Annotated in this window: 20 protein-coding genes and 1 tRNA gene; 13 read left to right on the forward strand and 8 right to left on the reverse strand. The window is 71.5% G+C overall.

Annotated elements, in window-relative coordinates:
• Nucleotides 1-113: 113 nt before the first annotated feature.
• Nucleotides 114-1,559 (reverse strand): aldehyde dehydrogenase family protein, encoded by a 1,446-nt coding sequence (locus tag D3P35_RS08275; protein WP_118134241.1) that lies wholly within the window; start codon nucleotides 1,557-1,559, stop codon nucleotides 114-116.
• A 274-nt stretch (nucleotides 1,560-1,833) separates the two neighbouring features.
• Between D3P35_RS08275 and D3P35_RS08280 the strand changes: the two genes are divergently transcribed.
• Both D3P35_RS08280 and D3P35_RS08285 read left to right on the forward strand, forming a co-directional pair.
• The gene (locus D3P35_RS08280; RefSeq protein ID WP_118134242.1) at nucleotides 1,834-2,946 is read left to right on the forward strand and encodes a GTP-binding protein; all 1,113 of its coding nucleotides are present in this window, start codon (nucleotides 1,834-1,836) and stop codon (nucleotides 2,944-2,946) included.
• A 146-nt stretch (nucleotides 2,947-3,092) separates the two neighbouring features.
• Nucleotides 3,093-3,872 (forward strand): hypothetical protein, encoded by a 780-nt coding sequence (locus tag D3P35_RS08285; RefSeq protein WP_232830425.1) that lies wholly within the window; start codon nucleotides 3,093-3,095, stop codon nucleotides 3,870-3,872.
• A 3-nt stretch (nucleotides 3,873-3,875) separates the two neighbouring features.
• On the opposite strand, the gene D3P35_RS08290 is transcribed toward D3P35_RS08285, so the two are convergent.
• Complete coding sequence (locus D3P35_RS08290; protein ID WP_232830426.1) at nucleotides 3,876-4,157, reverse strand: YrhK family protein; 282 nt, start codon at nucleotides 4,155-4,157, stop codon at nucleotides 3,876-3,878.
• 213 nt (nucleotides 4,158-4,370) lie between these two features.
• Here D3P35_RS08290 and D3P35_RS08295 point away from each other — a divergent pair, with 213 nt between their 5' ends.
• On the forward strand, nucleotides 4,371-7,814 hold the full coding sequence (locus D3P35_RS08295; protein WP_118134244.1) for a pyruvate carboxylase: 3,444 nt from the start codon (nucleotides 4,371-4,373) through the stop codon (nucleotides 7,812-7,814).
• Between the two features lie 468 nt (nucleotides 7,815-8,282).
• Here the strand turns inward: D3P35_RS08295 and D3P35_RS08300 are convergent, their stop codons facing one another.
• Nucleotides 8,283-8,912 carry a LysE family translocator gene (locus D3P35_RS08300; RefSeq protein ID WP_118134245.1) on the reverse strand — a complete coding sequence of 210 codons (630 nt, stop codon included), beginning with the start codon at nucleotides 8,910-8,912 and terminating at the stop codon, nucleotides 8,283-8,285.
• 132 nt (nucleotides 8,913-9,044) lie between these two features.
• Between D3P35_RS08300 and D3P35_RS08305 the strand changes: the two genes are divergently transcribed.
• From D3P35_RS08305 to D3P35_RS08315, 3 genes are all read left to right on the forward strand, one after another.
• Entirely contained in the window at nucleotides 9,045-10,061 is a 1,017-nt protein-coding gene (locus tag D3P35_RS08305; protein WP_118134246.1) for a class I SAM-dependent methyltransferase, read from the forward strand.
• A complete protein-coding gene (locus tag D3P35_RS08310; protein WP_118134247.1) occupies nucleotides 10,058-11,218 on the forward strand; it encodes a CynX/NimT family MFS transporter in 1,161 nt (386 codons plus the stop codon). The genes D3P35_RS08305 and D3P35_RS08310 overlap by 4 nt, the downstream gene beginning before the upstream one ends.
• A gap of 88 nt (nucleotides 11,219-11,306) precedes the next feature.
• Nucleotides 11,307-11,750, forward strand: coding sequence for a nuclear transport factor 2 family protein (locus D3P35_RS08315; protein ID WP_118134248.1), 444 nt, complete (start codon nucleotides 11,307-11,309; stop codon nucleotides 11,748-11,750).
• 164 nt (nucleotides 11,751-11,914) lie between these two features.
• On the opposite strand, the gene D3P35_RS08320 is transcribed toward D3P35_RS08315, so the two are convergent.
• On the reverse strand, nucleotides 11,915-13,540 hold the full coding sequence (locus D3P35_RS08320) for an acyl-CoA synthetase (RefSeq protein WP_118134249.1): 1,626 nt from the start codon (nucleotides 13,538-13,540) through the stop codon (nucleotides 11,915-11,917).
• Between the two features lie 127 nt (nucleotides 13,541-13,667).
• Here D3P35_RS08320 and D3P35_RS08325 point away from each other — a divergent pair, with 127 nt between their 5' ends.
• The 3 genes from D3P35_RS08325 (at nucleotide 13,668) to D3P35_RS08340 (ending at nucleotide 16,413) form a co-directional block, all read left to right on the forward strand.
• Nucleotides 13,668-14,477: an SDR family NAD(P)-dependent oxidoreductase gene (locus D3P35_RS08325; RefSeq protein ID WP_118134250.1), complete on the forward strand. Its 810-nt coding sequence runs from the start codon at nucleotides 13,668-13,670 to the stop codon at nucleotides 14,475-14,477.
• 192 nt (nucleotides 14,478-14,669) lie between these two features.
• On the forward strand, nucleotides 14,670-15,896 hold the full coding sequence (locus D3P35_RS08335) for an FAD-dependent monooxygenase (protein WP_118134251.1): 1,227 nt from the start codon (nucleotides 14,670-14,672) through the stop codon (nucleotides 15,894-15,896).
• 7 nt (nucleotides 15,897-15,903) lie between these two features.
• Nucleotides 15,904-16,413, forward strand: coding sequence for a GNAT family N-acetyltransferase (locus tag D3P35_RS08340; RefSeq protein WP_118134252.1), 510 nt, complete (start codon nucleotides 15,904-15,906; stop codon nucleotides 16,411-16,413).
• A 561-nt stretch (nucleotides 16,414-16,974) separates the two neighbouring features.
• On the opposite strand, the gene D3P35_RS08350 is transcribed toward D3P35_RS08340, so the two are convergent.
• From D3P35_RS08350 to D3P35_RS08365, 4 genes are read right to left on the reverse strand one after another with little or no spacing between them, the layout of a single operon-like run.
• Nucleotides 16,975-17,199 carry a Trm112 family protein gene (locus D3P35_RS08350; RefSeq protein WP_118134253.1) on the reverse strand — a complete coding sequence of 75 codons (225 nt, stop codon included), beginning with the start codon at nucleotides 17,197-17,199 and terminating at the stop codon, nucleotides 16,975-16,977.
• Nucleotides 17,196-17,831 (reverse strand): LON peptidase substrate-binding domain-containing protein, encoded by a 636-nt coding sequence (locus D3P35_RS08355; RefSeq protein ID WP_118134254.1) that lies wholly within the window; start codon nucleotides 17,829-17,831, stop codon nucleotides 17,196-17,198. The genes D3P35_RS08350 and D3P35_RS08355 overlap by 4 nt, the downstream gene beginning before the upstream one ends.
• Before the next feature lie 9 nt (nucleotides 17,832-17,840).
• Nucleotides 17,841-18,746 (reverse strand): co-chaperone YbbN, encoded by a 906-nt coding sequence (locus D3P35_RS08360; RefSeq protein ID WP_118134255.1) that lies wholly within the window; start codon nucleotides 18,744-18,746, stop codon nucleotides 17,841-17,843.
• Nucleotides 18,747-18,792: 46 nt separating this feature from the next.
• Complete coding sequence (locus tag D3P35_RS08365) at nucleotides 18,793-19,329, reverse strand: prolyl-tRNA synthetase associated domain-containing protein (protein ID WP_118134256.1); 537 nt, start codon at nucleotides 19,327-19,329, stop codon at nucleotides 18,793-18,795.
• A 165-nt stretch (nucleotides 19,330-19,494) separates the two neighbouring features.
• Between D3P35_RS08365 and D3P35_RS08370 the strand changes: the two genes are divergently transcribed.
• The 4 genes from D3P35_RS08370 (at nucleotide 19,495) to D3P35_RS08385 (ending at nucleotide 24,001) form a co-directional block, all read left to right on the forward strand.
• A tRNA-Gly gene (locus tag D3P35_RS08370) sits at nucleotides 19,495-19,569 on the forward strand.
• A 591-nt stretch (nucleotides 19,570-20,160) separates the two neighbouring features.
• Nucleotides 20,161-20,784, forward strand: a complete 624-nt coding sequence (locus tag D3P35_RS08375) for a (2Fe-2S)-binding protein (protein ID WP_118134257.1) — start codon at nucleotides 20,161-20,163, stop codon at nucleotides 20,782-20,784.
• A gap of 2 nt (nucleotides 20,785-20,786) precedes the next feature.
• Nucleotides 20,787-21,806 (forward strand): xanthine dehydrogenase family protein subunit M, encoded by a 1,020-nt coding sequence (locus tag D3P35_RS08380; protein WP_118134258.1) that lies wholly within the window; start codon nucleotides 20,787-20,789, stop codon nucleotides 21,804-21,806.
• Nucleotides 21,803-24,001: a xanthine dehydrogenase family protein molybdopterin-binding subunit gene (locus tag D3P35_RS08385; RefSeq protein WP_118134259.1), complete on the forward strand. Its 2,199-nt coding sequence runs from the start codon at nucleotides 21,803-21,805 to the stop codon at nucleotides 23,999-24,001. The genes D3P35_RS08380 and D3P35_RS08385 overlap by 4 nt, the downstream gene beginning before the upstream one ends.
• Nucleotides 24,002-24,209: the final 208 nt, after the last annotated feature.

Below are 24,209 nucleotides of genomic sequence, written 5' to 3' on the forward strand. Positions count from 1 at the left end.
CCCCGGCGATTGCGGCCACGCCGCAATCGGGAGACGCCCGGCGCTCCGCTCCGCAACGCCCGTGCCGGGGGCCGCCGGGCGGGGGGGAGTGCTCCGACCCGCCCGGGGTGCCTTCACTCGGCGGCGATCCAGCCGGCCACCGATTTCACCTCGAGGAAATCCTCCACGCCCCAGGTGCCGCCCTCGCGCCCGTTGCCGGACTGCTTGTAGCCGCCGAAGGGCGCGCCGGAGGCCCGGGTGGCGCCGTTCACGTGCACCATGCCGGCCCGCAGCCGCCGCGCCACGCGCCGGGCGCGCTCGGCGTCGCCGGTCTGCACATAGGCGGAGAGGCCGTAGACCGTGTCGTTCGCGATCGCGATCGCCTCCTCCTCGCTCTCGAACGGGATGAGGGAAAGCACCGGGCCGAAGATCTCCTCGCGCGCGATGGTCATCTCGTTGGTCACGTCGGCGAACACCGTGGGGCGCACGTAGTAGCCGCGGTTGAAGCCCTCGGGCCGGCCCGGGCCGCCGGCGACCAGCCGCGCGCCCTCGGCGATGCCCGTCTCGATCAGCCCCTGGATCTTGCCGAACTGCGCCTCGCTCACCACCGGGCCGATGTGCTTGCCGTCTTCCTTCGGGTCGCCCACCACGGTGTCGCGCGCGGTGGCGGCGGCGATCTCGACAGCCTGCTCGTAGATGCCGCGCTCCACCAGCATGCGCGAGGGCGCGTTGCAGGACTGGCCGGTATTGTTGAAGCACTGCACCACGCCGCGGCGCACGGCGGCGGCCACGTCCGAATCGGCGAAGACCAGGTTCGGGCTCTTGCCGCCCAGCTCCAGCGACACGCGCTTCACCGTGTCGGCGGCGGTCTTCGTGACCGCGATGCCGGCGCGGGTGGAGCCGGTGAGGGACATCATGTCGACGTCCGGGTGGGCGGAGAGCGCGGTGCCCACGCCCGGGCCGTCACCGTTCACCAGGTTGAACACGCCGGCGGGGAAGCCCGCCTCGTGCACCATCTCGGCCACCAGCATGGAGGAGAGCGGCGCCACCTCGGAGGGTTTCAGCACCACGGTGCAGCCGGCGCCGAGCGCCGGGGCGATCTTCAGGATCACCTGGTTCATCGGCCAGTTCCACGGCGTGATGAGCCCGCAGACCCCGATCGGCTCGAGCAGGATATGCTCGCCCATCGCGTCGTCGCGCAGCGGGCGCTCCCACTCGAACTCGGCCAGCACGCGCAGGAACGCGTCGAGATGCGCGAGGCCGGCACCGGCCTGGGCCTGGGTGGCGAGGCGGATGGGCGCGCCCATCTCGGCGCTGATCGCGGCGGCGACATCGTCGATGCGGCTGGCGTAGATCTCGCGCAGGCGGCGCAGCAGGGCGAGGCGCTCGGCCGGCGGGGTTTCGGCCCAGGCCGGGAAGGCGCGCTTCGCCGCGGCCACCGCGCGGTCCACGTCGGCGGCGGAGCCGAGCGAGATCACCGCGCAGGGCTCCTCGGTGGCGGGGTTGATCACGTCCAGCGTGGCGGGAACGGCCGGGGAAACCCAGGCGCCGTCGATGTAGAAATCGGTCTTGCTGAGCATCTCGATGCCCTCCTTCGTCTGGTCTTTCGGGCGGGATCCGGGCCGGTGCTCCGGGGCGGCGGCGCGGGCCGGCCGCGCCCTCCCGGGCATGCGGGCGAACGGATCGGCTCTCTGGCTTCGCTCTGCGCTGCGCTGGAGGACCGGGGCGGCAGACGCCCCGGGACGGACGTTAGGTAGCCCGCAAACAAGTGTCAAACGCGCGATGGCGGGGGCCGGCGTTGCCGCCCGGCGGGGCCTCGGCTAGGGTGCCCCCCGCATCCGAGGAGACCCCGCCATGCCCGACCTGCCAGAGCGCATCCCCGTCACCATCGTCACCGGCTTTCTCGGCGCGGGCAAGACCACGCTGCTCAACCGGCTGATAGCCGCCCCCGGCTTCGGCGATACCGCGGTGATCGTGAACGAGTTCGGCGAGGTGGGGCTCGACGGCGCGCTCATAGCCCGCGCGCCGGAGGACGACCCGCGCGCGATGGCGATGACCACCGGCTGCCTGTGCTGCACGGTTTCGGGCGACGTGCGCGCCACACTGCTGCGCCTGCGCCACGAGGCGGAAACCGGCGCCGGCCCCGCCTTTTCCCGCGTGGTGATCGAGACCACCGGCCTCGCCGACCCCGCGCCTGTGCTGGCCGGCTTCATGATCGACGACGCCATCCTCAACCGCTTCGTGCTTAACGGCGTGGTGACCGTGGTGGACGCGGTGAACGGCGACACGGTGCTCGACCGCTTCGAGGAGGCCCGCCGCCAGGCCGGGGTGGCCGACCTCGTCCTGGTCTCCAAGACCGAGCTCGCCGCCGACCCCGCCTCCCGCGCCGAGCTCACCCGGCTGGAGGCGCGGCTCGCCGGCCTGAACGCCAACGCGCGGCTGATGCGCGCCGGCGAGGTGACCCCGCAGGACCTCTTCTCCCTCGCCGCCTTCGACCCCGCCGGAAAACCCCCCGACGTGGCCGCCTGGCTGCGCGATGCCCGCGACGGGCATGGCCATGACCATCACCACGAGCACGGGCACGGCCATGACCACGCTCATGGGCACGGGCACGCGCATCATCACCACCACGACACTTCCGCGCATGGCGACGACATCACCGCCTTCGGCTTCCGCGCCCGCGCGCCGCTGTCGCCCGGCGCGATCGAGATGACGGTGGACATCCTGCAGCGCAGCCTCGGGCGCGACCTGCTGCGCCTCAAGGGGCTGGTGGCGCTCGACGACGCGCCGGACCAGCCGGTGGTGGTGCACGCGGTGCAGCACCTCAGCCACCCGCCCACGCGCCTGCCGGCCTGGCCCGGGGGGCTCGCCCCGGAGAGCCGGCTGGTGGTGATCGTGGCCGGCCCCGGCCGCGCCGGCGTGGTGCAGCAGGTGCGCGCCTGCCTGCCGCAGTTCGAACCCGCCTGAGCGGCGCGCATGCGGACGGCGCTGTCCTGAGGGGTATGGCCAGGCGGCCGTGTGACCGGGCGCACGCGGGCCGCGCCGGCTCTCTTGCCGCCGGGCCTTGCCCCGGCCTATCCTCGCCGCCCGACTACCCGCCGAGGAGACTGACCGTGGCGCTTTCCGACTGGTTCCGTGACGAGCCCGCCCCCGTGGCCCCCCGGCGCTCCGGCCCCGTGCAGGTGGGCTGGCTGCTGGCCGATGCGAAGGGCGGTGTGGTCTACGACCCGCCGGAGCGCGTGCGCTCGGCCGAGATGAACCGCACCCATGCGAAATCCGCCTCGCGCTGCCCGGCGGTGATCAACATGGAGAGCCGCTACTTCATGATCCGCTGCCCCTTCGACCTGCACCTGCGCTTCGTGCGCTCGAAGGAGGGCAAGCCCGCCATCCGCAACATGCTGGGCGAGGCGAGCCCGGTGCGCTCCTCCAAGCTCGCGCAGCTCATCCATGTCACCGGCGAGGCGGAGTGGCGCTACCGCGACCGCCCCACCATCCAGGTGACCCTGCCCTACATGTTCCTGGCCGACGAGCCGGTGTACATGACCCAGCTCTCGGCCTTCATGCATTACCGAAAGGAGCAGCTGCCGGGCACCATCTTCGGCGGGCGCTTCCCCATCCACCTCTGGCCGCGGCCGCTGATGTGGGCCTTCGAGTGGCACGAGCCGGAAAAGGACATCGTGCTGCGCCGCGGCGAGCCCTGGTTCTACTGCAGCTTCGAGACCGAGCCGCAGGACCGCGCGGTGCAGCTCGTCGAGGCGCAGCGCACCCCGGAGCTGGAGGCGCATATCGACCATGTCTCCGGCGCGGTGAACTACGTGAACCAGACCTTCTCGCTGTTCCGCGCGGCCGCCGCCCACCGCCCCGAGACGCTGCTGGTGCCGGTGAAGCGCTGAGCCTCACTCCTCGGCGCGGCGGGCCAGCGTGTCGAGGCTGCCGGCGCGCCAGTAGTGCAGCTCGCGCACCAGCCGGATCGTGGGCTTGAGCGCGAAGCACACCGAGCCGATGACGAAGAGCCAGGTGCCGGCGGTCTGGGTGGCCTCGCGGAAGAACAGGAAGCTGCCGGCGAGAAACAGCAGCGCCGCGGAAAAATCCACCGCGGTGTAGGCTATCTCGTAGGCGGCGTAGATCTTCTGGTTGCGCTGGCCGGAGAAGCGGGTCTTCGGGTCGAAGAGTTTCACGGGGCGTGGTCCTCCTGTCTGGTGCGGTGCCGGGGCGACGGGCCCATGATAGCGGCCCGGGAGAGTGCGGCAACCCGCGCTCCCGCCCCTCCCGGCGCTTGACATCCTGCCGGTTTGCAACAGCAATACCCAGTTGAATCCGTTGTGCATTGCGGCAGGCGCTTCGGCACCGCCGCATGGCGACAGAAACAAGAACAAGGGGATAGGAAGACGATGCGCAGCTTCAGGAAGATCCTGGTCGCCAACCGGGGCGAGATCGCCATCCGCGTGATGCGGGCAGCCAACGAGCTCGGCAAGCGGACCGTCGCGGTCTACGCGGAAGAGGACAAGCTGGGCCTGCACCGCTTCAAGGCCGACGAGGCCTACCGCATCGGCGAGGGGCTGGGGCCGGTTGCGGCCTATCTCTCCATCCCCGAGATCATCCGCGTGGCGCGCATGTCGGGCGCCGACGCGATCCACCCCGGCTATGGCCTGCTCTCGGAGAACCCCGAGTTCGTGGACGCCTGCGAGGCTGCCGGCATCGCCTTCATCGGCCCGAAGGCCGAGACCATGCGCATGCTGGGCGACAAGGCCTCGGCCCGCCGCGCGGCGGTGGAGGCCGGCGTGCCGGTGATCCCCGCCACAGAGGTGCTGCCCGACGACATGGCCGAGGTGCGCCGCATGGCCGACGAGGTGGGCTACCCGTTCATGCTCAAGGCGAGCTGGGGCGGCGGCGGGCGCGGCATGCGCCCGATCATGGGCCCGGACGAGCTGGAGGAGAAGGTGCTCGCCGGCCGGCGCGAGGCCGAGGCCGCCTTCGGCAACGGCGAGGGCTACCTCGAGAAGATGATCCGCCGCGCCCGCCACGTGGAGGTGCAGATCCTCGGCGACCAGCACGGCGACATCTACCATCTCTACGAGCGGGACTGCTCGGTGCAGCGGCGCAACCAGAAGGTGGTGGAGCGCGCGCCGGCCCCCTACCTCACGCCCGAGCAGCGCGAGGAGATCTGCGGGCTGGGCCTGAAGATCGCCCGCCACGCCGATTACCAGTGTGCCGGCACGGTCGAGTTCCTGATGGACATGGACACGGGCGCCTTCTACTTCATCGAGGTGAACCCGCGCGTGCAGGTGGAGCACACGGTGACCGAGGAGGTGACCGGCATCGACATCGTGCGCGCCCAGATCCTCGTCACCGAGGGCCGCACCCTGGCCGAGGCCACCGGTGTCACCCGGCAGGAAGACGTGGTGCTGCGCGGCCATGCCCTGCAGTGCCGCATCACCACCGAGGACCCGCGCAACAATTTCATCCCCGATTACGGCCGCATCACCGCCTATCGCGGCGCCACCGGCTTCGGCATCCGGCTCGACGGCGGCACGGCCTATTCCGGCGCGGTGATCACCCGCTACTACGACAGTCTGCTGGAGAAGGTCACCGCCTGGGCCCCGACGCCCGAGGGCGCCATCGCCCGCATGGACCGCGCCCTGCGCGAGTTCCGCATCCGCGGCGTCTCCACCAACATCGCCTTCGTGGAGAACCTGCTCAAGCACCCGAAATTCCTGGATTATTCCTACCACACCAAGTTCATCGACGAGACACCGGAGCTCTTCGAGTTTTCCACGCGCCAGGACCGGGCGACCAAGATCCTCACCTTCATCGGCGACATCACGGTGAACGGAAACCCCGAGGTGGCCGGCCTGCCGAAGCCCCCGGCCGACATCCGCGTGCCCAAGCCCCCCGCATTGCGCACCGACATCACCCCCCGCGGCGCGCGCACCCTGCTGCAGGAGGCGGGCCCCAGGGCGGTGGCGGACTGGATGCTGCGCGAGCAGAAGCTGCTCATCACCGACACCACCATGCGCGACGGCCACCAGAGCCTGCTCGCCACCCGCATGCGCTCCATCGACATGCTCAACGTGGCGGAGGCCTATTCCCACAACCTCCCCCAGCTCTTCTCCATGGAGTGCTGGGGCGGTGCCACCTTCGATGTCGCCTACCGCTTCCTGCAGGAATGCCCCTGGCAGCGGCTGCGCGACCTCGACCAGAAGATGCCCAACCTGCTCAAGCAGATGCTGCTGCGCGCCTCCAACGGCGTGGGCTACACCAACTACCCCGACAACGTGGTGCAGGCCTTCATCGCCCGCGCCGCGAAGAGCGGGGTGGACGTGTTCCGCGTGTTCGACCCGCTGAACTGGGTGGAGAACATGCGCGTGGCCATGGACGCGGTGCTGGAGAGCGGCAAGATCCTCGAGGCCACCTTCTGCTACACCGGCGACATCAACGACCCCTCGCGGCCGAAATACTCGCTCGACTATTACGTGAAGCTCGCGCGCGAGCTGGAGGCCGCCGGTGCCCATGTGCTGGGCGTGAAGGACATGGCCGGGCTGATGAAACCCGCGGCGGCGAAGCGGCTCATCACCGCGCTGAAGCAGGAAGTCTCCATCCCGATCCATTTCCACACCCATGACACCTCGGGCATCGCGGCGGCGACCATCCTCGCCGCCGCCGATGCCGGGGTCGACGCGGTGGACGCGGCGATGGACAGTTTCTCCGGCCTCACCTCGCAGCCCTGCCTGGGCTCCATCGTCGAGGCGCTGCGCGGAGAGGCGCGCGACACCGGGCTCGACATCGAGGCGGTGCGCGAGATCTCCGACTACTGGGAGGCCACGCGCCGGCTCTACACCGCCTTCGAGTCCGACATGAAATCCGGCGCCTCGGAGGTCTATCTCCACGAGATGCCCGGCGGCCAGTTCACCAACCTCAAGGCCCAGGCCCGCTCCATGGGCCTCGCCGAGCGCTGGCACGAGGTGGCCAAGACCTACTCGGACGTGAACAAGATGTTCGGCGACATCATCAAGGTGACCCCCACCTCCAAGGTGGTGGGCGACATGGCGCTGTCGATGGTCTCCGCCGGGCTCACCCGCGCCGATGTGGAGAACCCGGACAAGGACGTGGCCTTCCCGGATTCGGTCGTCGGGCTGATGCGCGGCGAGATGGGCCAGCCGGTGGGCGGCTTCCCCGAGGGCATCCAGAAGAAGGTGCTCAAGGGCGAGGCCCCGATGACCGAGCGCCCCGGCGCCACCCTGCCCCCGGTCGACATCGAGGCCGAGCGGGCGAAGGTGGCCGCCGAGCTCGACATGAAGATCGACGACGAGGACCTCTGCGGTTACCTCATGTATCCCAAGGTGTTCACCGACTACATGAAGCGCCATGCCGATTACGGCCCGGTGCGCACGCTGCCCTCGCCGGTGTTCTTCTACGGCATGGAGCCGGGCGACGAGGTGGAGGCCGAGATCGACCCCGGCAAGCGCCTCGTCATCCGCCTGCAGGCGGTGTCGGACACCGACGACAAGGGCGAGGTGCGGGTGTTCTTCGAGCTCAACGGCCAGCCCCGCGTGGTGCGGGTGCCCGACCGCAAGGTGCAGGCCTCCACCATGCGCCGGCCGAAGGCCGAGCCGGGCAATGCCTCGCATGTGGCGGCCCCGATGCCGGGGGTGATTTCCTCGGTCACGGTAAGCCCGGGGCAGGAGGTGAAGCCGGGCGACATGCTGCTCACGATCGAGGCGATGAAGATGGAGACCGCCCTGCACGCCGAGACGGGGGGCAAGGTGAAGGCCATCCACGCCCCGGCCGGCTCCGCCGTCGACGCGAAGGACCTGCTCGTCGAATTCGAGGCCTGAGCCTCAGGGCCGACGCTCCCGGCCCCATGCCTTCCGCCCGGGCGACCAGCCCGGGCCGCGCCCGACCCTCCCCCCGGGAGGGCGCGATGGCGATGCTCTGAGCCGCACAGCCGTCGTCCGGGGCTTTTACGATAAACCGCTCCCCACAAGCGTGATTGCACCCACCCAGGGTCGGGCGCGGCCCTCCGTTCCTGGCAGCGGCGTGGCAGGGGGCGGAGGATGTCGTTGTTTCGGCGGCCCGGCGTCTGCGCTGCAAGGTCCGAACAGACAGTCGCCTCCCGCCACCCTTCCGCCCGGGCGACCAGCCCGGGCCGCGCCCGACCCTCCCCGCGGGAGGGCGCGATGGCGATGCCGCTTACCGCTCAGCCCGCGTCCGGGGCTTCACGATAAACCGCCCCCCACGGGCGGAGCCGCGCCCACCCAGGGTCGGGCGCGGCCCTCTGCGCGGGGCTCGGGCGGTGCGGCTCTTCAGGCCGCGCGGCGGGTGAAGGCGGCCGCCACTCCGGCGGCGATGAGCATCCCCGCGGCGCCGCGGGTGGCGCCGCGCAGCACCGCGGGGCGGCGAATCAGGTCGCGCGCCCGGTTGGCCAGCGCCGCGTAGGCCCAGCTGTTGAGCATGCCGAGCACGGCGAAGGTGACCACCAGAACCGCCGCCTGCGGCACGAAGGGCGCGTCGTGCCGGATGAACTGCGGCACGAAGGCGACGAAGAACAGGATGCCCTTGGGGTTGAACAGCGTCACCAGCGCCGCGTCGCGGAACATCACCCACCGCCGCGCCGGCGCCACCGCGACGCTCAGCGCCCCCTCCGGCGGATGCCGCCACATCTTCACGCCGAGCCAGACGAGATAGGCCGCGCCGGCGAGCTTCATCACCTCGAAGGCCGTGGCCGAGGCCGCCAGCAGCGTGCCGACCCCCAGCAACGACAGCGTGCCGGCGCAGAGATCGCCCAGCCCCACGCCGAGCACGCTCGGCAGCGCGGTGCGCCGGCCATGCGCGAGCGACTGCGAGATGACGGTGAGCACCGTCGGCCCCGGCAGCAGCAGCAGCAGGATGCTCGCGCCCACGAAGGCGAGGAAGGTTCCCGACTCGACCGGCATGTGTTCTCCTGTGCCGCAAGGGTTTCGATACGCCCGGCCGGGTATTCCCGGCGGGGCTTCGGGGCAGGGATTCGTGGCGGGGGCCGCTCCGGGCACTGGTCGCGGCACGAATGTGACTGTATGAGCAATTCCATGACCGATCTAGACCGACTGGTGCTTCCCGTGGCCGATGGCACGGTGGCCCTGCCCGATGGCCCGATGCTGTTCCTCAACGCCCGCTCCGGGCCGGGCCTCGCCGCGCTGGGGCCCGAGCGCCTGCGCTGCGAGCAGGGCTTCCGCCCCGAACATGACGCGCTCGCCGGCGTGAGCGTGGCGCCGCGGGTGGAGGGGGGCGATTTCGCCTCCGCCGCCGTGCTGGTGACCCGCAACCGCGCCGAGACGCTCGGCCTCGTCGCCCGCGCGCTGGGCGCGCTGCCCGAGGGCGGGCTGCTCATCGTCTCCGGCGCCAAGACCGACGGGGTGGACAGCATCCTCTCGCGGGTGAAATCCGCCCTGCCGGTGGAGGGCGGGCTCTCCAAGGGCCACGGCCGCACCTTCTGGCTCACCCGCCCGGCCGACCTGCCCGAGGCGGTCTCCGCCTGGGCCGCGGAAGCCGCGCCGCGCCGCAACGGCGGTGATTTCCTCACCGCGCCGGGCATGTTCAGCCATGACCACCCCGACGCCGGCTCGGAGCTGCTTGCCGCCACGCTGGCCGAGCAGAAGAAGGGGCTGAAGGGCCGGGTGGCCGACCTCGGCGCCGGCTATGGCTGGCTCTCGGCCGCGGTGCTCGCCGCCCATCCGGACATCCGCTCCCTCGCGCTCTACGAGGCCGACCACGCGGCGCTGGAAGCCGCGCGCACCAACGTGACCGACCCGCGCGCCAGCTTCCACTGGGCCGATGCCACCGGGCTGGGCAAGCGCGACGGGCCCTTCGATGTCGTGATCACGAACCCGCCGTTCCACACCGGCCGCGCGGCCGAGCCGGCGCTGGGCCAGGCCTTCATCGCCGCCGCGGCGCGGGTGCTCACCCCCGGCGGGCGGCTGTGGCTGGTGGCGAACCGGCAGCTCCCCTACGAGGCAGCGCTCGACCAGGTGTTCGTGGAGCGCGAGACCGTGGCCAACGCCGGCGGCTTCAAGGTGATGACCGGATTCCGCCCGAGGAAGCGATGAGCAACCGCCAGCCCACCTCCTGGCCGCACGTGGCCGCCGGCCTGTTCGCCGGCGTCTGCATCGCGCTGCTGGTGGGCAAGATGTCCGCCTCGGTGCCGCTGCTGCGCGAGAGCTTCGGCACCGGGCTCACGGCGATGGGCTTCTACATCTCGCTCCTCAGCCTCGCCTTCGCGGTGGGGGGCCTGGGCTTCGGCCTGCTGGTGCGGCGCATCGGGGCGCGGCGCGCGGCGGTGGCGGGGCTGGCGCTGGGGGCGATCGGCTCCGGCCTGGGCGCGCTGGCGCCGAACTTCCCGCTGCTGTTCCTCACCCGGGGCGCCGAGGCGCTGGGCTACTCGCTCACCGTCACCGCCATTCCCTCGCTCATCCAGTCGAAAACCGCCCCGCCGGACCGCTCCTTCGCCATGGCGCTCTGGGGCACCTGGCTGCCCATCGGGGTGAGCGTGATGCTCGCCGTCGCGGCGGTGGCGATCGGGGTGCTGGGCTGGCGCGGCATCTTCCTCGTGGTCGCGGCGGCCAATCTCGCCGCCTGCCTGCTCATCGCCCGGCTCTACCACCGCGACCCGCCGCTGGTGGCCGGGCGCGTGCACCTGCGCGGCACCCTGCGGCGCGACCCGATCCGCCACGTGGTGGCCTTCGTGTGCTTCTCGGCGCCGAGCCTGGTGGTGATGTCCTTCCTGCCCACCCTGCTGCACGACGATTACGGCGTGAGCGTGCGCACCGCCAACGCGGTGGTGACCGGGGCGGTGCTGGCCATGGTGCCGGCCACGCTCTCGGCCGGGCTGCTGCTGGGGCGCGGCATGCGGCCGGGCTACGTGGCGGCGGCAGGGTTCGTGGCCGGCGGGCTGCTGAGCATCCCGCTCTTCGGCGGCTTCCTGCCGCTCTGGGCCGTGGTGGTCTGTGCCGCGGCCTACAACCTCGTGGGCGGGCTGGTTGCGGCGGTGATGTGGAGCGCCGTGCCCCGGATGATGCGCGGCATGGACGAGGCGCCGGTGCTCAACGGCCTGCTGTTCCAGGGCGCGGGCATCGGCCAGCTGATCGGCCCGCCGCTCGCCGGTATCTGCGTGGGCGCGGTGGAGGCCTGGTCTGGCGTGTGGATGTTCATGATCCCCTTCGCGGCCATCGGCTGCTGGCTGTCGCTGAACTTCGGCCGCCGCTGAGGCCGCGGGGCTGGCGGCGCTGCCGCCGCCGCCCTATCCTGCGCCGCAAGGCCGGCCCGGACCGGCTGCGACCAGCGGAGGACACCCCATGCAGCCCAACCCCCACGACCCGCGCCAGCGCACCGACCTCACCCCCAACGAGCGCACGGTGCTGCGCTTCATGGACGAGTGCCTGCACGGCGACAATCTCGAGCTGATCGACGAGCTGGTGGCGGAGGACTACATCCAGCACACGCCGGGCATCGGCCAGGGCCGCGACGGCATCCGCCGCTACTTCCACGAGGTGGCGAGCAAGCGCCCCGGCCGGCGGGACTGGCGCCCGGTGCATCTCTTCGCCTGCGGGGATTTCGTGATCCTGCACAAGCTGCTGCCCACGACGGTGATCGTCGACATCCTGCGCTTCAACGCCGAAGGCAAGCTCGCCGAGCACTGGGACGTGGTGCAGCGCCACCCGGAGCCGGGCTACGACCCGATGAAACGCTCCGAGGAAGACCTCTCCCGCTTCGCGGCGCTTTTCGCCGCCGGTGCCTGATCCCCGGCCGCGGAGCAGGGCGGGACAGGCGCGCCGGCATGCGTGCCGCATGCCGCTTTCCGGCAGGGCCGGAAAGATGATCCGGTGCCCGGATCATGCGCGCCCCGGCGCTCCGCCCCGGCGACCGCGCGGGATGTGTGATCACGCCCGGCGGGGGCGTGTGATCACAACTGGCGCGCCTTCTCCCGCAGCGCGAATTTCTGGATCTTGCCGGTCGAGGTCTTCGGCAGTTCGCCGAACACCACGAAGCGCGGGCACTTGAAGCCGGCGAGCCCGGCGCGGGCATGGGCGATGATCTCCTCCGCCGTCGCCTCGCGGCCCGGGCGCAGCTCGACGAAGGCGCAGGGCGTCTCGCCCCACTTGTCGTCGGGCTTGGCCACCACGGCGCAGAGCGCCACGGCGGGGTGTTTGAAGATCACCTCCTCCACTTCTATCGAGGATATGTTCTCGCCGCCGGAGATGATGATGTCCTTCGAGCGGTCCTTGAGCTGCACGTAACCGTCCGGGTGCTTCACCGCGAGGTCGCCCGACCAGAACCAGCCGTCCTTCAGCGCCTTGTCGGTGGCGGAGGGGTTCTTGAAGTAGCCCTTCATCACCACGTTGCCGCGAAACACCACCTCGCCGAGGGTGGCGCCGTCGGCCGGAACCGGCGCGCCGGTTTCCATGTCGAACACGTCGAGCCCCTCGAGGGCGGCGTAGCGCACGCCCTGGCGGGATTTCAGCCGTGCCTGGGCCTCCGGGTCGAGCGCATCCCACTCGCGCTTCCACTCGTTGATCACCGCGGGGCCGTAGACCTCGGTGAGCCCGTAGACATGAGTGACGCGGAAGCCCGCCTCGGCCATCGCGGCCAGCACGCTCTCCGGCGGCGGGGCGGCGGCGGTGAGGAATTCCACCTGCTGGGGCACCTCGCGCCGCTCGCCCTCGCCCGCGCCGAGCAGGGTAGACATGACGATGGGCGCACCACACATATGCGTCACGCCGTGCTCGACGATCGCGTCATACATCGCCCCCGCCCGCACGGCGCGCAGGCAGACATGGGTGCCAGCCACCGCCGAGAGCGTCCAGGGGAAGCACCATCCGTTGCAGTGAAACATCGGCAGGGTCCAGAGATAGACCGGATGCTGGCCCATGCCGGCATGCAGCGCGTTGCCGGTGGCGAGCAGCGTGGCGCCGCGGTGATGGTAGACGACACCCTTCGGGTCGCCCGTGGTACCGGAGGTGTAGTTGAGCGCGATGGCGTCCCACTCGTCGCGCGGCATGGCCCAGGGGTACTCCGGGTCGCCGCCCTCGAGGAAGGCCTCGTAGCCGGTGCCGCCGAGGCTGTCGGTGCCCGGGGCGGTGGGGTCGTCGTACTCGATGATCACCGGCGAGACGCTGGCGAGGGCCAGCGCCTCTCGCGCCAGCGGCACCAGCTCGCGGTCGAGGATCAGCACCTTCGCCTCGGCATGGTCGAGGATGAAGGCGATGCCGGCGGGATCCAGCCGGGTGTTGATGGCGTTGAGCACGGCGTCGCACATCGGCACGCCGTAATGCGCCTCCAGCATCGGCGGCGTGTTGAACAGCAGGGCCGACACGGTGTCGCCGCGCGCGATGCCGAGCCGGGCCAGAGCCGAGCCCAGCCGGCGGGCGCGGGCGTAGAAGTCGCGGTAGGTCACCCGCTCGGCGCCATGGATGATGGCGCAATGGTCGGGGAACACATGGGCCGCGCGTTCGAGGAGCGTGAGTGGTGTCAGGGGCTGGAAATTGGCCGGCGTGCGCGGCAGGTCCGTGTTGTATGCGGCGTTTGTCATGGGCTCCCTCCGGTATTCGTTGCCGCCATCTTGCCCCGGGCACGGACGGGGTAAAGAAAAGATTGCGGTTTGTGTCATCCCGGCGCTTGGCCTAAGGTCGCGCCGGTGGGGATAAGGGGAAATTCACATGAGCCTGCTCAGTGGCAAGACCGCGATCATCACCGGGGCCGTGACCGGCGTCGGGCTGGCGGTGACGCGGAAGTTCGCGGCGGCCGGCGCACGCCTGGTGCTGACCGACACCAATGACGCCAAGCTGGCGGAGGAGGCGCGCGACCTGCGCGAGGATGGCGCCGAGATCGTCACCTTCTCCTGCGAGCTGAAGGAGAAGCTCTCGGTCAACAACCTCATCGCGCTGGCGCTGGGGAATTACGACGAGATCGACATCCTGGTGAACGCCTCGCGGGTGATGCGCTACGGCGACCCGCTGGAGAACGCCGACGAGGATCTCGACGCGATGATGGACACCAACCTCAAGGGCGCCCTGCGCCTGAGCCAGGCGGTGGCGCGGCGGATGATCGCCCAGGCCGAGGAGCGGACGGACACGCCCGCCGGCGGCAACGGTTCCATCGTCAACATCAGCTCCATCGCCGGGCAGCGCACCCTGCCGGACCTGCTGTCCTACTCGGTGACCTGCGCGGCGCTCGACCAGATGACCCGCAACCTCGCCGTGGCGCTGGCGCCGAGCGGCATCCGGGTGAACGGCGTGGCGCTGGGCGGCGTGATGACCGCGAACCTGCGCGATTCGCTCAAGGCCCAGGAGGAGCTGCGCGCCAAGATGCTGGCCGTGACGCCGCTGGGCCGTGTGGGCGAGGCCAACGAGGCGGCCGACGCGGTGGCCTGGCTCGCCTCCTCGGCGGCGAGCTTCGTGACCGGGCAGATCCTCGCCGTCGACGGCGGGCGCACGGTGCTCGACCCGCTGAGCGTGCCCGCTCACTGACCCACTGGCGACCGGCCGGGGCAGGGCGCCGGGGCGCGCGCGCTCTGCCTGCGGCAGATCGCCTTTCCGGCCCTGCCGGAAAGCGGCATGCGGCACGCATGCCGGCGCGCCGTCCCGCACCGCTCCGGCGCCGGCCGCGGGGTGTCACGCGCCGCATGGACAATGCCCCCGCGAAGGCCATAATGCCGGGCCATGAAACCCGATACGGACGTGCTGATCGCCGGCGGCGGAATCGCCGGCTGCCTCATGGCCCTCGCGCTGGCGCGCGGCGGCCTCTCCAGCGTGCTGTGCGACAGCCTGCCCGCGCAGGCCCGCGGCGCCGCCGGTTTCGACGGCCGCGCCTATGCCATCGCCGCCTCCTGCGCCCGGCTGCTCGACGGCCTCGGCCTGTGGGAGCGGCTGCAGACCTTCGCCGAGCCGATGCGCGACATCGTGGTCTCCGACGGGCGGATCGGCGCCGCGCCCTCGCCGTTCTTCCTGCATTTCGACCACCGCGAGGGCGATGCCGGCCCCTTCGCCTGGATGCTGGAGGACCGCATCCTGCGCCGTGCGGCACTGGAGGCGGTGGCCGAGGAGCCGCTCATCGACCACCGCGCGCCGGTGCGCGTGACCGACCATGAAACCGGCCCCGCCGGCGCCAGCCTCACGCTCGAGGACGGCACCCGCCTCACCGGCCGGCTGATCATCGCCTGCGACGGCCGGCAGAGCGCCATCGCCGCGCGCGCCGGCATCCGCCACATGCGCCGCGACTACGGCCAGACCGGCCTTGTCTGCGCCGTGGCGCATGACCGCCCGCACGAGGGCGTGGCGCACGAGTATTTCCTGCCCGCCGGCCCCTTCGCCATCCTGCCGCTGCCGCGCAACCGCGTCTCGCTGGTCTGGACCGAGACGCCAGCGAACGCGCGGCGGATCATCGGCCTGCCCGACGCTGACTTCCACGACGAGCTGCGCGCCCGTTTCGGCGATTTCCTCGGCGAGACGCGGCTGGAGGGCAAGCGCTACAGCTACCCGCTCACCCTGTCGCTGGCCGAGGAATACGTGCGCCCGCGCCTCGCGCTGCTGGGGGATGCCGCGCATGGCATCCATCCGCTGGCCGGGCAGGGGCTCAACCTCGCGCTGAAGGACGTGGGGGCGCTGGCGGAGGTGCTGGTCGACGCCACGCGCATCGGCGAGGACATCGGCAGCCCGCTCACGCTCGAGCGCTACCAGTCCTGGCGGCGTTTCGACGCCACCGCCGTGGCGCTGGCCTGCGACGGTCTCAACCGGCTGTTTTCCAACGACAATCCGCTGCTGCGCCCGCTGCGCGACATCGGCCTCGGCCTCGTCGGCCGGCTGCCCGCGGCGCGGCGCTTCTTCATGCGCGAGGCGGCGGGCGGCATGGGCGACCTGCCGCGGCTGCTGCGCGGCCGGCCGCTCTGAGCCGCCGGTGACCGGCGCGCTCACCCGGTTCGAGACCGAGCGCCTGCGCATCCGCCCCTATCGGGCGACGGACCTCCCCGCCCACCGCCGCCTGCGCGCCGACCCCGACATCGCCCGTTTCATGCAGTGGAGCGCCGATGCGGAGGCTTTCGAGCGCCATCTCCTCGCCCCCGCGCGCCCCGGCACCGGCCGGGGCTGGGTGAACCTCGCCGTGGCGGACCGCGGCTCCGACGCGCTGCTGGGCGACCACGCGCTGCGGCTCGACGGCGACCTCGCCACGCTGGGCCTCGCCCTCGCGCCCGGGGCGCGGGGCCGCGGCCTCGGGCGCGAGCTGATCATGGCCCGCCTCGCCCGTCTGCCGGCGCAGGTGGCCCGGGTGCGCGCCGAGATCGACACCGACAACCCGCGCAGCCGCGCCCTGTTCGAGGCCTGCGGCTTCACCCTCGAGGCCGAGGAGGAGGACGAGGCCGGGCCCTACCAGGTGTTTTCGCGCGCGCCGCTCAGCGGCGGGGCCTGAGGCCGGGATCTTCCGGCGGTCCTGAAAAGCTTCATGCGATCATCGGGGGCATGCAACGGGTGATGTCCGTGCCACTCCCGCACCTTGCACTCCAGATCGCCGCGACTTCCCTGTTTTCGCAGGACGCAGGACGCAGGACGCAGGACGCAGGACGCAGGACGCAGGACGCAGGACGCAGGACGCAGGACGCAGGACGCAGGACGCAGGACGCAGGACGCAGGACGCAGGACGCAGGACGCAGGACGCAGGACGCAGGACGCAGGGCGCAGGGCGCAGGGCGCAGGGCGCAGGGCGCAGGGCGCAGGGCGCAGGGCGCAGGGCGCAGGGTCCAACGTGCAGGGCTGACAGATGATGTGGGTGTGCGGCTGGCCGCTGTGCCGGGGCCGCCGGACCGCGCAGCGGGCCGGCACGGCCCAACGCGGAGGCGGCTTCCGCGCGCAGCGCGGCTGTCCGCCGGAGGGGCGGGAGGCCTCCGTGCCCCCCCCCGCGCCCGGTCAGCAGCGTTCGAGGCGGCTGTCGAGCAGCGCGGGCGAGCAGCGCGGGCGAGCCGCTCCGCCTGCCTCAGTCCTCGAGCTGGCGGGCCTCGTCGAGCAGCATGATCGGGATGCCCTGGCGCACGGGGAAGGCATAGCCGGCGGCTTTCGAGATCAGCTCCTGCGCCTCCGCGTCCCAGGCGAGGGGGCCGCGGGTGACCGGGCAGACCAGCGCCTCGAGCATCCGGCGGTCGAAGCCGGGCGGCCGGGGGGCGTCGGTGTCGGTCCCGGGCGTGTCGGGCGTATCGGTCATTGCAGGTTTCCGTCGGTGCCGCCGCGCAGGGCGAATTCCATGAGGGTGACAAGGGTCTCGCGCCGGGTCTCGAGGCTGGGGGCCTCCAGCAGCGCCTGTTTCTCCTCCGCCTCGAAGGGGCAGAGGATGGAGAGCGAGTTGATCAGCAGTTCCTCGTCGGCGGATTTCAGGGCGTCCCAGTCCGAGCTGAGCTGGGTGACCTCGAAATAGCGCGAGAGCACCTTGAGGAAGGCCTCGCGGTCGAAGCTCGCGTCGCTCTCCGGCGGGCCGAGGTCGCGCTCGAAGCTGCCCCAGTCCACCTGGAAGCGGCGGTAGGGGGTGAAGCCGTCATGCTCCGCCCCCACCCGGAAGCGGCAGAGCCCGCCGAGGGTGATGATGTAGCGCCCGTCATCGGTCTCGTTGAAGGAGGTGACGCGCCCCACGCAGCCGATCTGGTGCAGGCGCTTGCCGCCCTCCATCGGCTGGATCATCCCGATCAGTCGCTCGGGTGTCTTCAGCGCGTCCTCCAGCATGGCGAGGTAGCGCGGCTCGAAGATGTTGAGCGGCAGCCGCGCCCGGGGCAGCAGAAGCGCCCCGGGCAGCGGGAAGACCGGGATGGTGTCGGGCAGGTCGGCCAGCGTGAACCGCCGCATGCCACCCCCTCAGCTGAAGATGATGGAGGAAAGGCGGCGGCGGCCCTTCTGGGCCAGCGGGTCCTTCGGGCCGAGCAGGTCGAAGAGCTTGAAGAGCTGCTCCTTGGCGGCGCTCTCGTTCCACTCGCGGTCGCGGCGGAAGCTCTCGAGCAGCTGGTCCATCGCCTCCTCGAACTTGCGCTCGGCGATCAGCGCGGTGGCGAGGTCGAGCCGGGCCTGGTGGTCGGCGGGGTTCGCCTCCACCGCGGCGCGCAGGGCTGCGGTCTCGCCCGCATCGGCCGAGGCGCCGGCGAGGTCGATCTCGGCCCGGGCGGCGGCGACGGCGGGATCCCCCGCCTTGTCGGCCGGCACCATGGCGAGGATCTCGGCGGCACGCGCGAGGTCGCCCATCGCGACATGGGTGCGCGCGAAGCCGGCGATGGCGCGGATGTTCTCCGGCTCCTCGCCGAGGATGGCGGCGAAGGTCTGGGCGGCGTCGGTGACGGCGCCCTCGGCCAGCATCTCCTCCGCAGCGGCGATGGCTTCCTCGAGGCCGGCGGCCTCGGAGCCCATCGAGGCGATGCGGGCGACGAATTCCTTGATCTGCGCCGGGCCCTGGGCTCCCATGAACCCGTCCACCGGCCGGCCGTCGACGAAGGCGTAGACCGCGGGGATCGACTGGATGCGCATCTGCTGGGCCAGCATCTGGTTCTGGTCCACGTCGATCTTGACCATGCGGACCTTGCCACGCTGCGCCTTCACCTCGGCTTCCAGCGCCGGGCCGAGGGTCTTGCAGGGGCCGCACCAGGGGGCCCAGAAATCGACGATCACCGGGGTCTCGCGCGAGCCCTCGACGACGTCCGCCATGAAGGTGGCCTCGGAGCCTTCGGAGATCAGATCCGCCGCGGCACCGCTGTCCTGTCCGAGTTCGAGCATGTTCGTCCCTCCGGTTTCGGCCAGCAGTCCCGCCGGCTCCCCCTATCTAGAGCCCCGCGGCCCGGGTGCCAAGGGCGGCCGCTTCCAGAGCGTCGAAATCCACCGTCTCGGGGGCATGGCCGGTGTCCGCGAGAAAGCGCAGCAGGTCGGCGGGGGAGAGCGCCACGCTCGCCTCGTTGTGCAGCGGGTGGCAGCAGATGAGATCGGCCGCGGTCACCGCGTTGTCGAGCACCACGCGCACCGCGCCGGCGGCGTCGTTCATCGCGGCGAGCGGGGTGACCGCGCCGGGGATGACGCCCAGGTGCTCCATCAGCCGCTCCGGGCTGGCGAAGCTCAGCCGTTTCGTGCCCAGCACCTTCTCGAGGTCGGAGATGCGGATGTCGCGGTTTTCCCGGCAGGTCACCAGCACCAGCGTGGTGCCCTTCTTGTCCTTCAGGAACATGTTCTTCACGTGCAGGCCCGGCAGCTCGCCGCGCAGTTCCTTGCTCTCGGCCACGGTGCGCAGCGGCGGGTGGGTGTGGTGGCTGTAGGCGATGCCGAGCGCGTCGAGCCGCGCGCGAAGCTGTTCCTCGGTTGCGGGCATGGCTGTCCTCCTGCGCTGCGGCCTGCTGAGACCGGCACGATGGCCCGGGGGGAAGGGGGCTGCAAGAGGCGTGGGCGGGCCCGGGAAATTCTTTTCCATCCGGTCTGAAAAAGGCGCTTGCGTTCCCCCGGCGAATCTCCTAAATCCCCCTCACGCAAGACGGAAGCGGGCGTAGCTCAGGGGTAGAGCATAACCTTGCCAAGGTTAGGGTCGTGAGTTCGAATCTCATCGCCCGCTCCAATTTGCGAAGAAAATCAAAGGCTTTGCACGGCGACCCCAGGGTCGCCGCCTTTGTTTCTGCGGCAGGCAACCACCGGACAACCACCGCTGCGCCCCGGGCGCGAGGCACGCGGCACCCCTGATCGCTTCGCATCGGGAAGGTCCGGGCCGGGCCGCCGCGAAACCGCCCGCGCCGCCTTCCCGCAGCCATCGGTTCAGACCACACGACGGGCCTCTCCGCGCTTCGGTGGCGAGGCGCGGCCTCGGGGTGGCGCCGGGCTCCGTCCGCCTCTGCCCGCCCCGCTTGCGCGGGTGCGCCGCGCGTCTCCGCCGGCCAGCGCAACGGTTCGTCCGCACCCTCCGGAGGCCGACAGGGGCACTCCGCCTTCCCACTCGTTGAGATTATCGGGCCGGTATCTGATCGGACCTGCATATCGGCATGTCGCCGCTGCGTGTCTGATGGCAGGCACAGGAGATGGCGATGCAGCGCCGGTCGGGGCCACGGCCCCCGGAGTGTCGGCAGCATTCCCGGCGGAACTCCCCGCCCTCCTGATCCGGCGGTCCGCGCCCGTCATCGCGAACCGCGCCGCGCAACACATGTCAGGATACGAGATGGCTGAAGAGAACGACCATGAAGTCAGGATCCATGAAAGTCGGCGACGGTTTCTCATCGGGTCGGCACTTGCCGGCGCGGCCCCCCTGTTGCCCGGGGATGCCGGCGCGCAGGCTGACCGCTCCACGCCGGTACCGGAGGCTGCCGGCCCTGCCGGGATCGCCCTGCAGGTGAACGGGCGCACGCACAGGCTGGAGATGGACGCCCGGACCACGCTGCTCGACGCGCTGCGCGAGCATATCGGGCTCACCGGGGCGAAGAAGGGGTGTGATCACGGCCAGTGCGGCGCCTGTACGGTGCTCGTGGACGGGCGCCGTGAGCTCTCCTGTCTCACGCTCGCCGTATCGGTCGGGGAGCGGGAGGTGACGACGATAGAGGGCCTCGCCGAACCGGGTGGCGATCTTCACCCGATGCAGCAGGCCTTCATCGATCGCGATGCCTTCCAGTGCGGCTACTGCACGCCCGGCCAGATCCTCTCCGCGATCGGCTGCGTGCGCGAGGGCCATGCCGCAACGCCGGAAGCCATCCGCGAATACATGAGCGGCAACATCTGCCGGTGCGCCGCCTATCCCAACATCGTGGCCGCGGTGATGCAGGCCCGCGATCAGGTCGAAGGGGGCTGACCATGCGTCCATTCCACTATTCGCGCCCGTCCTCCCTGGCCGAGGCCCTCATCGACATGCGGGATGCCCTTGCCGCGGAACCGAATTCCTCCGCCGCCTTCCTTGCCGGCGGCACGACCCAGCTCGATCTCATGAAGCTGGAGGTGAGCCGCCCCGACCGGCTGGTCGATCTGAACGCGCTGCGCGGGGAGGCAGGCCACATCCGATGGGACGGCACGAGCCTGCGGCTCGGCGCGTTCGCCCGGATGGCGGAAGCCGCCGACCATCCGGATGTGCGCGCCCGGGCGCCGATGATCGCGCAGAGCCTGTCGCTTGCCGCCAGCGCACAGCTGCGCAACATGGCGACCCTCGGCGGCAATGTGCTGCAGCGGACACGCTGCGCCTACTTCCGCGACACGTCCTGGAGCGCGTGCAACAAGCGTGTGCCCGGCAGCGGCTGCGCGGCGCTCGACGGGGTGAACCGCGCGCACGCCGTGCTCGGCACCAGTGACCACTGCATCGCGACCTATCCGGGGGATTTCGCGCAGGCGCTGCTCGCCCTCGACGCCTCCGTCGTCATCGCCGGCCCGGGTGGCGGCCGCACCATCCCCTTCGCGCGGCTGCATCGGGCGCCGGGCACGACACCGCATCTCGAGACCAGCCTGCGGCCCGGCGAGATCATCGCCGAGTTCATCGTTCCGGCCGGCGGCTGGTTCCGTCGCTCGCTCTATCTGAAGGTCCGTGACCGGCAGTCCTACGAATTCGCGGTCGCTTCCGCCGCCGTGGCCCTGGACCTCGAGGGCGACACGGTGCGCGAGGCGCGGGTCGCACTCGGCGGTGTCGCCACCGTCCCCTGGCGCGCGCGGGAGGCCGAAGCCCTGCTGCGCGGCCGGAAGCTGACCGAAGAGGCCGCGCGCGCCGCCGCGCAGGCCGCCTTCACGGAAGCGGCGCCCCACGCCCACAACGCGTTCAAGGTCGAGCTCGGCCAGGAGACGCTGGTGCGCGCGCTGCTGCAACTCGCCACCATGGAGACGCCCCGATGAACCAGCCGTTGTTCCCCGCGCCGGACGTGAAGCCCGGCCAGACGCCACCGCGCTACGAGGGCCGCGCCAAGGTGACGGGCGAGGCCCGCTACCCGAGCGATGTCCGGCTTCCCCGGACCGCCCACGCGTATCTCCACACCAGTCGCATCGGCCGGGGCACGATCCGGTCCTTCGACCTGGCAGCGGCGCGCGCGGTTCCCGGCGTCATCGACATCCTGACCCACGAGACGATCGGCGACGACCCCCGACACATGCCGGCCATCTACCAGGGCGGCTACATCTCGGATTCCGTCCGCCCGCTCGGCTCGGCCGATATCGTGTACTGGGGCCAGCCGGTCGCCATGGTGGTCGCGGAGACGTTCGAGGCCGCCCGGGAGGCCGCGCGTCGGATCGTCGTCGCCTATGCGCCTCACCCGACGCTTGCCGCCGACATCCGGTCAGCCGATGCGGTCACGCAGGCGGTGGAGCCGATGACGATCGACACCGGCGATTTCGCCGCCGCCTACGCGGCCGCGCCGGTCAGGGTGGATGCCGGCTACACCACCCCCGCCCAGCACCAGAACCCGATGGAACTGTTCGCCACGCAATGTGCGTGGGAGGGCGACCGGCTGACGGTTCACGAGCCCAGCCAGTACGTGAACAACGTCAGGTTCGGGCTTGCCGAGCAGCTCGGCATCGACCCCGGGCGCATCCGCGTCGTCAGCCCCTATGTCGGCGGCGCGTTCGGCGCGAAGGGCTTCCTCACCCAGCGCACGGCGCTGGTGGCGATCGCCGCGCGCCGGCTCGGCCGGCCGGTGAAGCTGGTGGCGACGCGCGAGCAGGGCTTCACCGTCTCCGGCTATCGCGCCGAGACACGGCATCGCGTGCAGCTCGCCGCGGACCGCGACGGGCGCCTGCTCGCGCTCCGGCAGGAGGGGTGGGAGCTCACCTCGCGCGCGGATGCCGTTGCCATGGGCGCGGCGTCGATGACCGCAAGGCTCTATGCCTGCCCGAACATCTCGGTGCGCATCAATACCGTCGCCGCCGACCGGTCGACCCCCGGCTTCATGCGCGCACCGGGCGAGATGCCCTATGGCTTCGCGCTGGAAACCGCGCTCGACGAACTCGCCGTGGCGCTGGACATGGACCCGGTCGAACTGCGGCGCGTCAACGACACGCAGACCGAGCCGGTTGCCGGGCTGCCCTATACCAGCCGTTCGCTGATGCGCTGTTTCGACGACGCGGCCGCGCGCTTCGGCTGGAAGGACCGAAGCAGGGAGGCGGGGTCGATGCGCGATGGCGACTGGCTGGTCGGCTGGGGCTGCGCCACCGCCTTCTACCCCACCTATGCCGGAAATTCGGCGGCGCGGGTGCGTCTCTCGGCAGACGGGCGCGTGCATGTGTCGAGCGCCGGCCACGAGCTGGGGCAGGGCATGTACACGATGATGGCGCAGGTGGCCGCCGAGGAGCTGGGCGTGCCCTTCGACCAGGTGACCGCCTCGCTCGGCGATACCGACCTGCCGCCGGCGATCGTGGCGGGCGGCTCCTCCTCCACCGCCAGCGTCGCGCCGGCGATCATGGCGGCCTGCGAGGCCATCCGTCGCCGGCTGGGCGTGGAGGGAGGCTCCCCGGCCGAGGTCATGCCCGCGCTGCAGGCGTCGGGCATGTGGGTCGTGGAGGAGTTCGCCGAAGTCCGCGCGCACGGCCTGCCGGCGGAGAGCATGGCAAGCCTCTACCGCGGCAGGGCGACGCCGGCGGGCGGCGTGCATCTGGCCGACCGCGTGCAGTTCGCGCTCGGCGCGCAGTTCGTCGAGGTCCGCATCCATGCGCGGACCCGCGAAATCCGCGTGCCGCGTGCCGTGGGCGCCTTTGCCGCGGGGCGGATCATCAACCCGCGCACGGCCCACGGCCAGCTCATCGGCGGCATGATCTGGGGCATCAGCTCCGCGATCCACGAGCGCAGCGAGATCGACCACCGCAACGGCAGCTACATCAACGCGAACCTCGCCGAATACCTGCTGCCGGTGAACGCCGACATCGTCGATGTCGAGGCGATGATGGTCGCGGAAGAGGACCATCAGGTGAACCGCGCGGGTGTGAAGGGCGTGGGCGAAATCGGCGTGGTCGGCGTGGCCGCCGCGATCTCCAACGCGGTGTTCCACGCCACCGGCCGGCGGCTGCGCGATCTGCCGATCCGCCTCGAGGATCTCATGTGACCCCCCGGGCCGCCTGGGTGCGGAGTTCGCCGACACCGCGCGGCGGCCGGTGGACGGGCACACGACCCGACCCCGCGCGCGCCGGCCCCCGGGCTCGGCGCGCAGCGGGAGCGGCCCGTCCTCCGCCCCGGCGGCGACCGGCCGGTGTTCCCGGGGATGCCGGGGAGGCGGCCATCGCGCCTCCGGCCCCCGGTTCGCGGCGGGCGCG

Origin of the sequence: Oceanicella sp. SM1341 (assembly GCF_003448965.1) — a bacterium.
GTDB lineage: Bacteria > Pseudomonadota > Alphaproteobacteria > Rhodobacterales > Rhodobacteraceae > Paroceanicella.

Coding starts and splice junctions, on each gene's coding strand:
- D3P35_RS08275 (WP_118134241.1), bottom strand. CDS start 1,559: ATGCTCAGCAAGACCGATTTCTACATCGACGGCGCCTGGGTTTCCCCG.
- D3P35_RS08280 (WP_118134242.1), top strand. CDS start 1,834: ATGCCCGACCTGCCAGAGCGCATCCCCGTCACCATCGTCACCGGCTTT.
- D3P35_RS08295 (WP_118134244.1), top strand. CDS start 4,371: ATGCGCAGCTTCAGGAAGATCCTGGTCGCCAACCGGGGCGAGATCGCC.
- D3P35_RS08300 (WP_118134245.1), bottom strand. CDS start 8,912: ATGCCGGTCGAGTCGGGAACCTTCCTCGCCTTCGTGGGCGCGAGCATC.
- D3P35_RS08305 (WP_118134246.1), top strand. CDS start 9,045: ATGACCGATCTAGACCGACTGGTGCTTCCCGTGGCCGATGGCACGGTG.
- D3P35_RS08310 (WP_118134247.1), top strand. CDS start 10,058: ATGAGCAACCGCCAGCCCACCTCCTGGCCGCACGTGGCCGCCGGCCTG.
- D3P35_RS08315 (WP_118134248.1), top strand. CDS start 11,307: ATGCAGCCCAACCCCCACGACCCGCGCCAGCGCACCGACCTCACCCCC.
- D3P35_RS08320 (WP_118134249.1), bottom strand. CDS start 13,540: ATGACAAACGCCGCATACAACACGGACCTGCCGCGCACGCCGGCCAAT.
- D3P35_RS08325 (WP_118134250.1), top strand. CDS start 13,668: ATGAGCCTGCTCAGTGGCAAGACCGCGATCATCACCGGGGCCGTGACC.
- D3P35_RS08335 (WP_118134251.1), top strand. CDS start 14,670: ATGAAACCCGATACGGACGTGCTGATCGCCGGCGGCGGAATCGCCGGC.
- D3P35_RS08350 (WP_118134253.1), bottom strand. CDS start 17,199: ATGACCGATACGCCCGACACGCCCGGGACCGACACCGACGCCCCCCGG.
- D3P35_RS08355 (WP_118134254.1), bottom strand. CDS start 17,831: ATGCGGCGGTTCACGCTGGCCGACCTGCCCGACACCATCCCGGTCTTC.
- D3P35_RS08360 (WP_118134255.1), bottom strand. CDS start 18,746: ATGCTCGAACTCGGACAGGACAGCGGTGCCGCGGCGGATCTGATCTCC.
- D3P35_RS08365 (WP_118134256.1), bottom strand. CDS start 19,329: ATGCCCGCAACCGAGGAACAGCTTCGCGCGCGGCTCGACGCGCTCGGC.
- D3P35_RS08375 (WP_118134257.1), top strand. CDS start 20,161: ATGGCTGAAGAGAACGACCATGAAGTCAGGATCCATGAAAGTCGGCGA.
- D3P35_RS08380 (WP_118134258.1), top strand. CDS start 20,787: ATGCGTCCATTCCACTATTCGCGCCCGTCCTCCCTGGCCGAGGCCCTC.
- D3P35_RS08385 (WP_118134259.1), top strand. CDS start 21,803: ATGAACCAGCCGTTGTTCCCCGCGCCGGACGTGAAGCCCGGCCAGACG.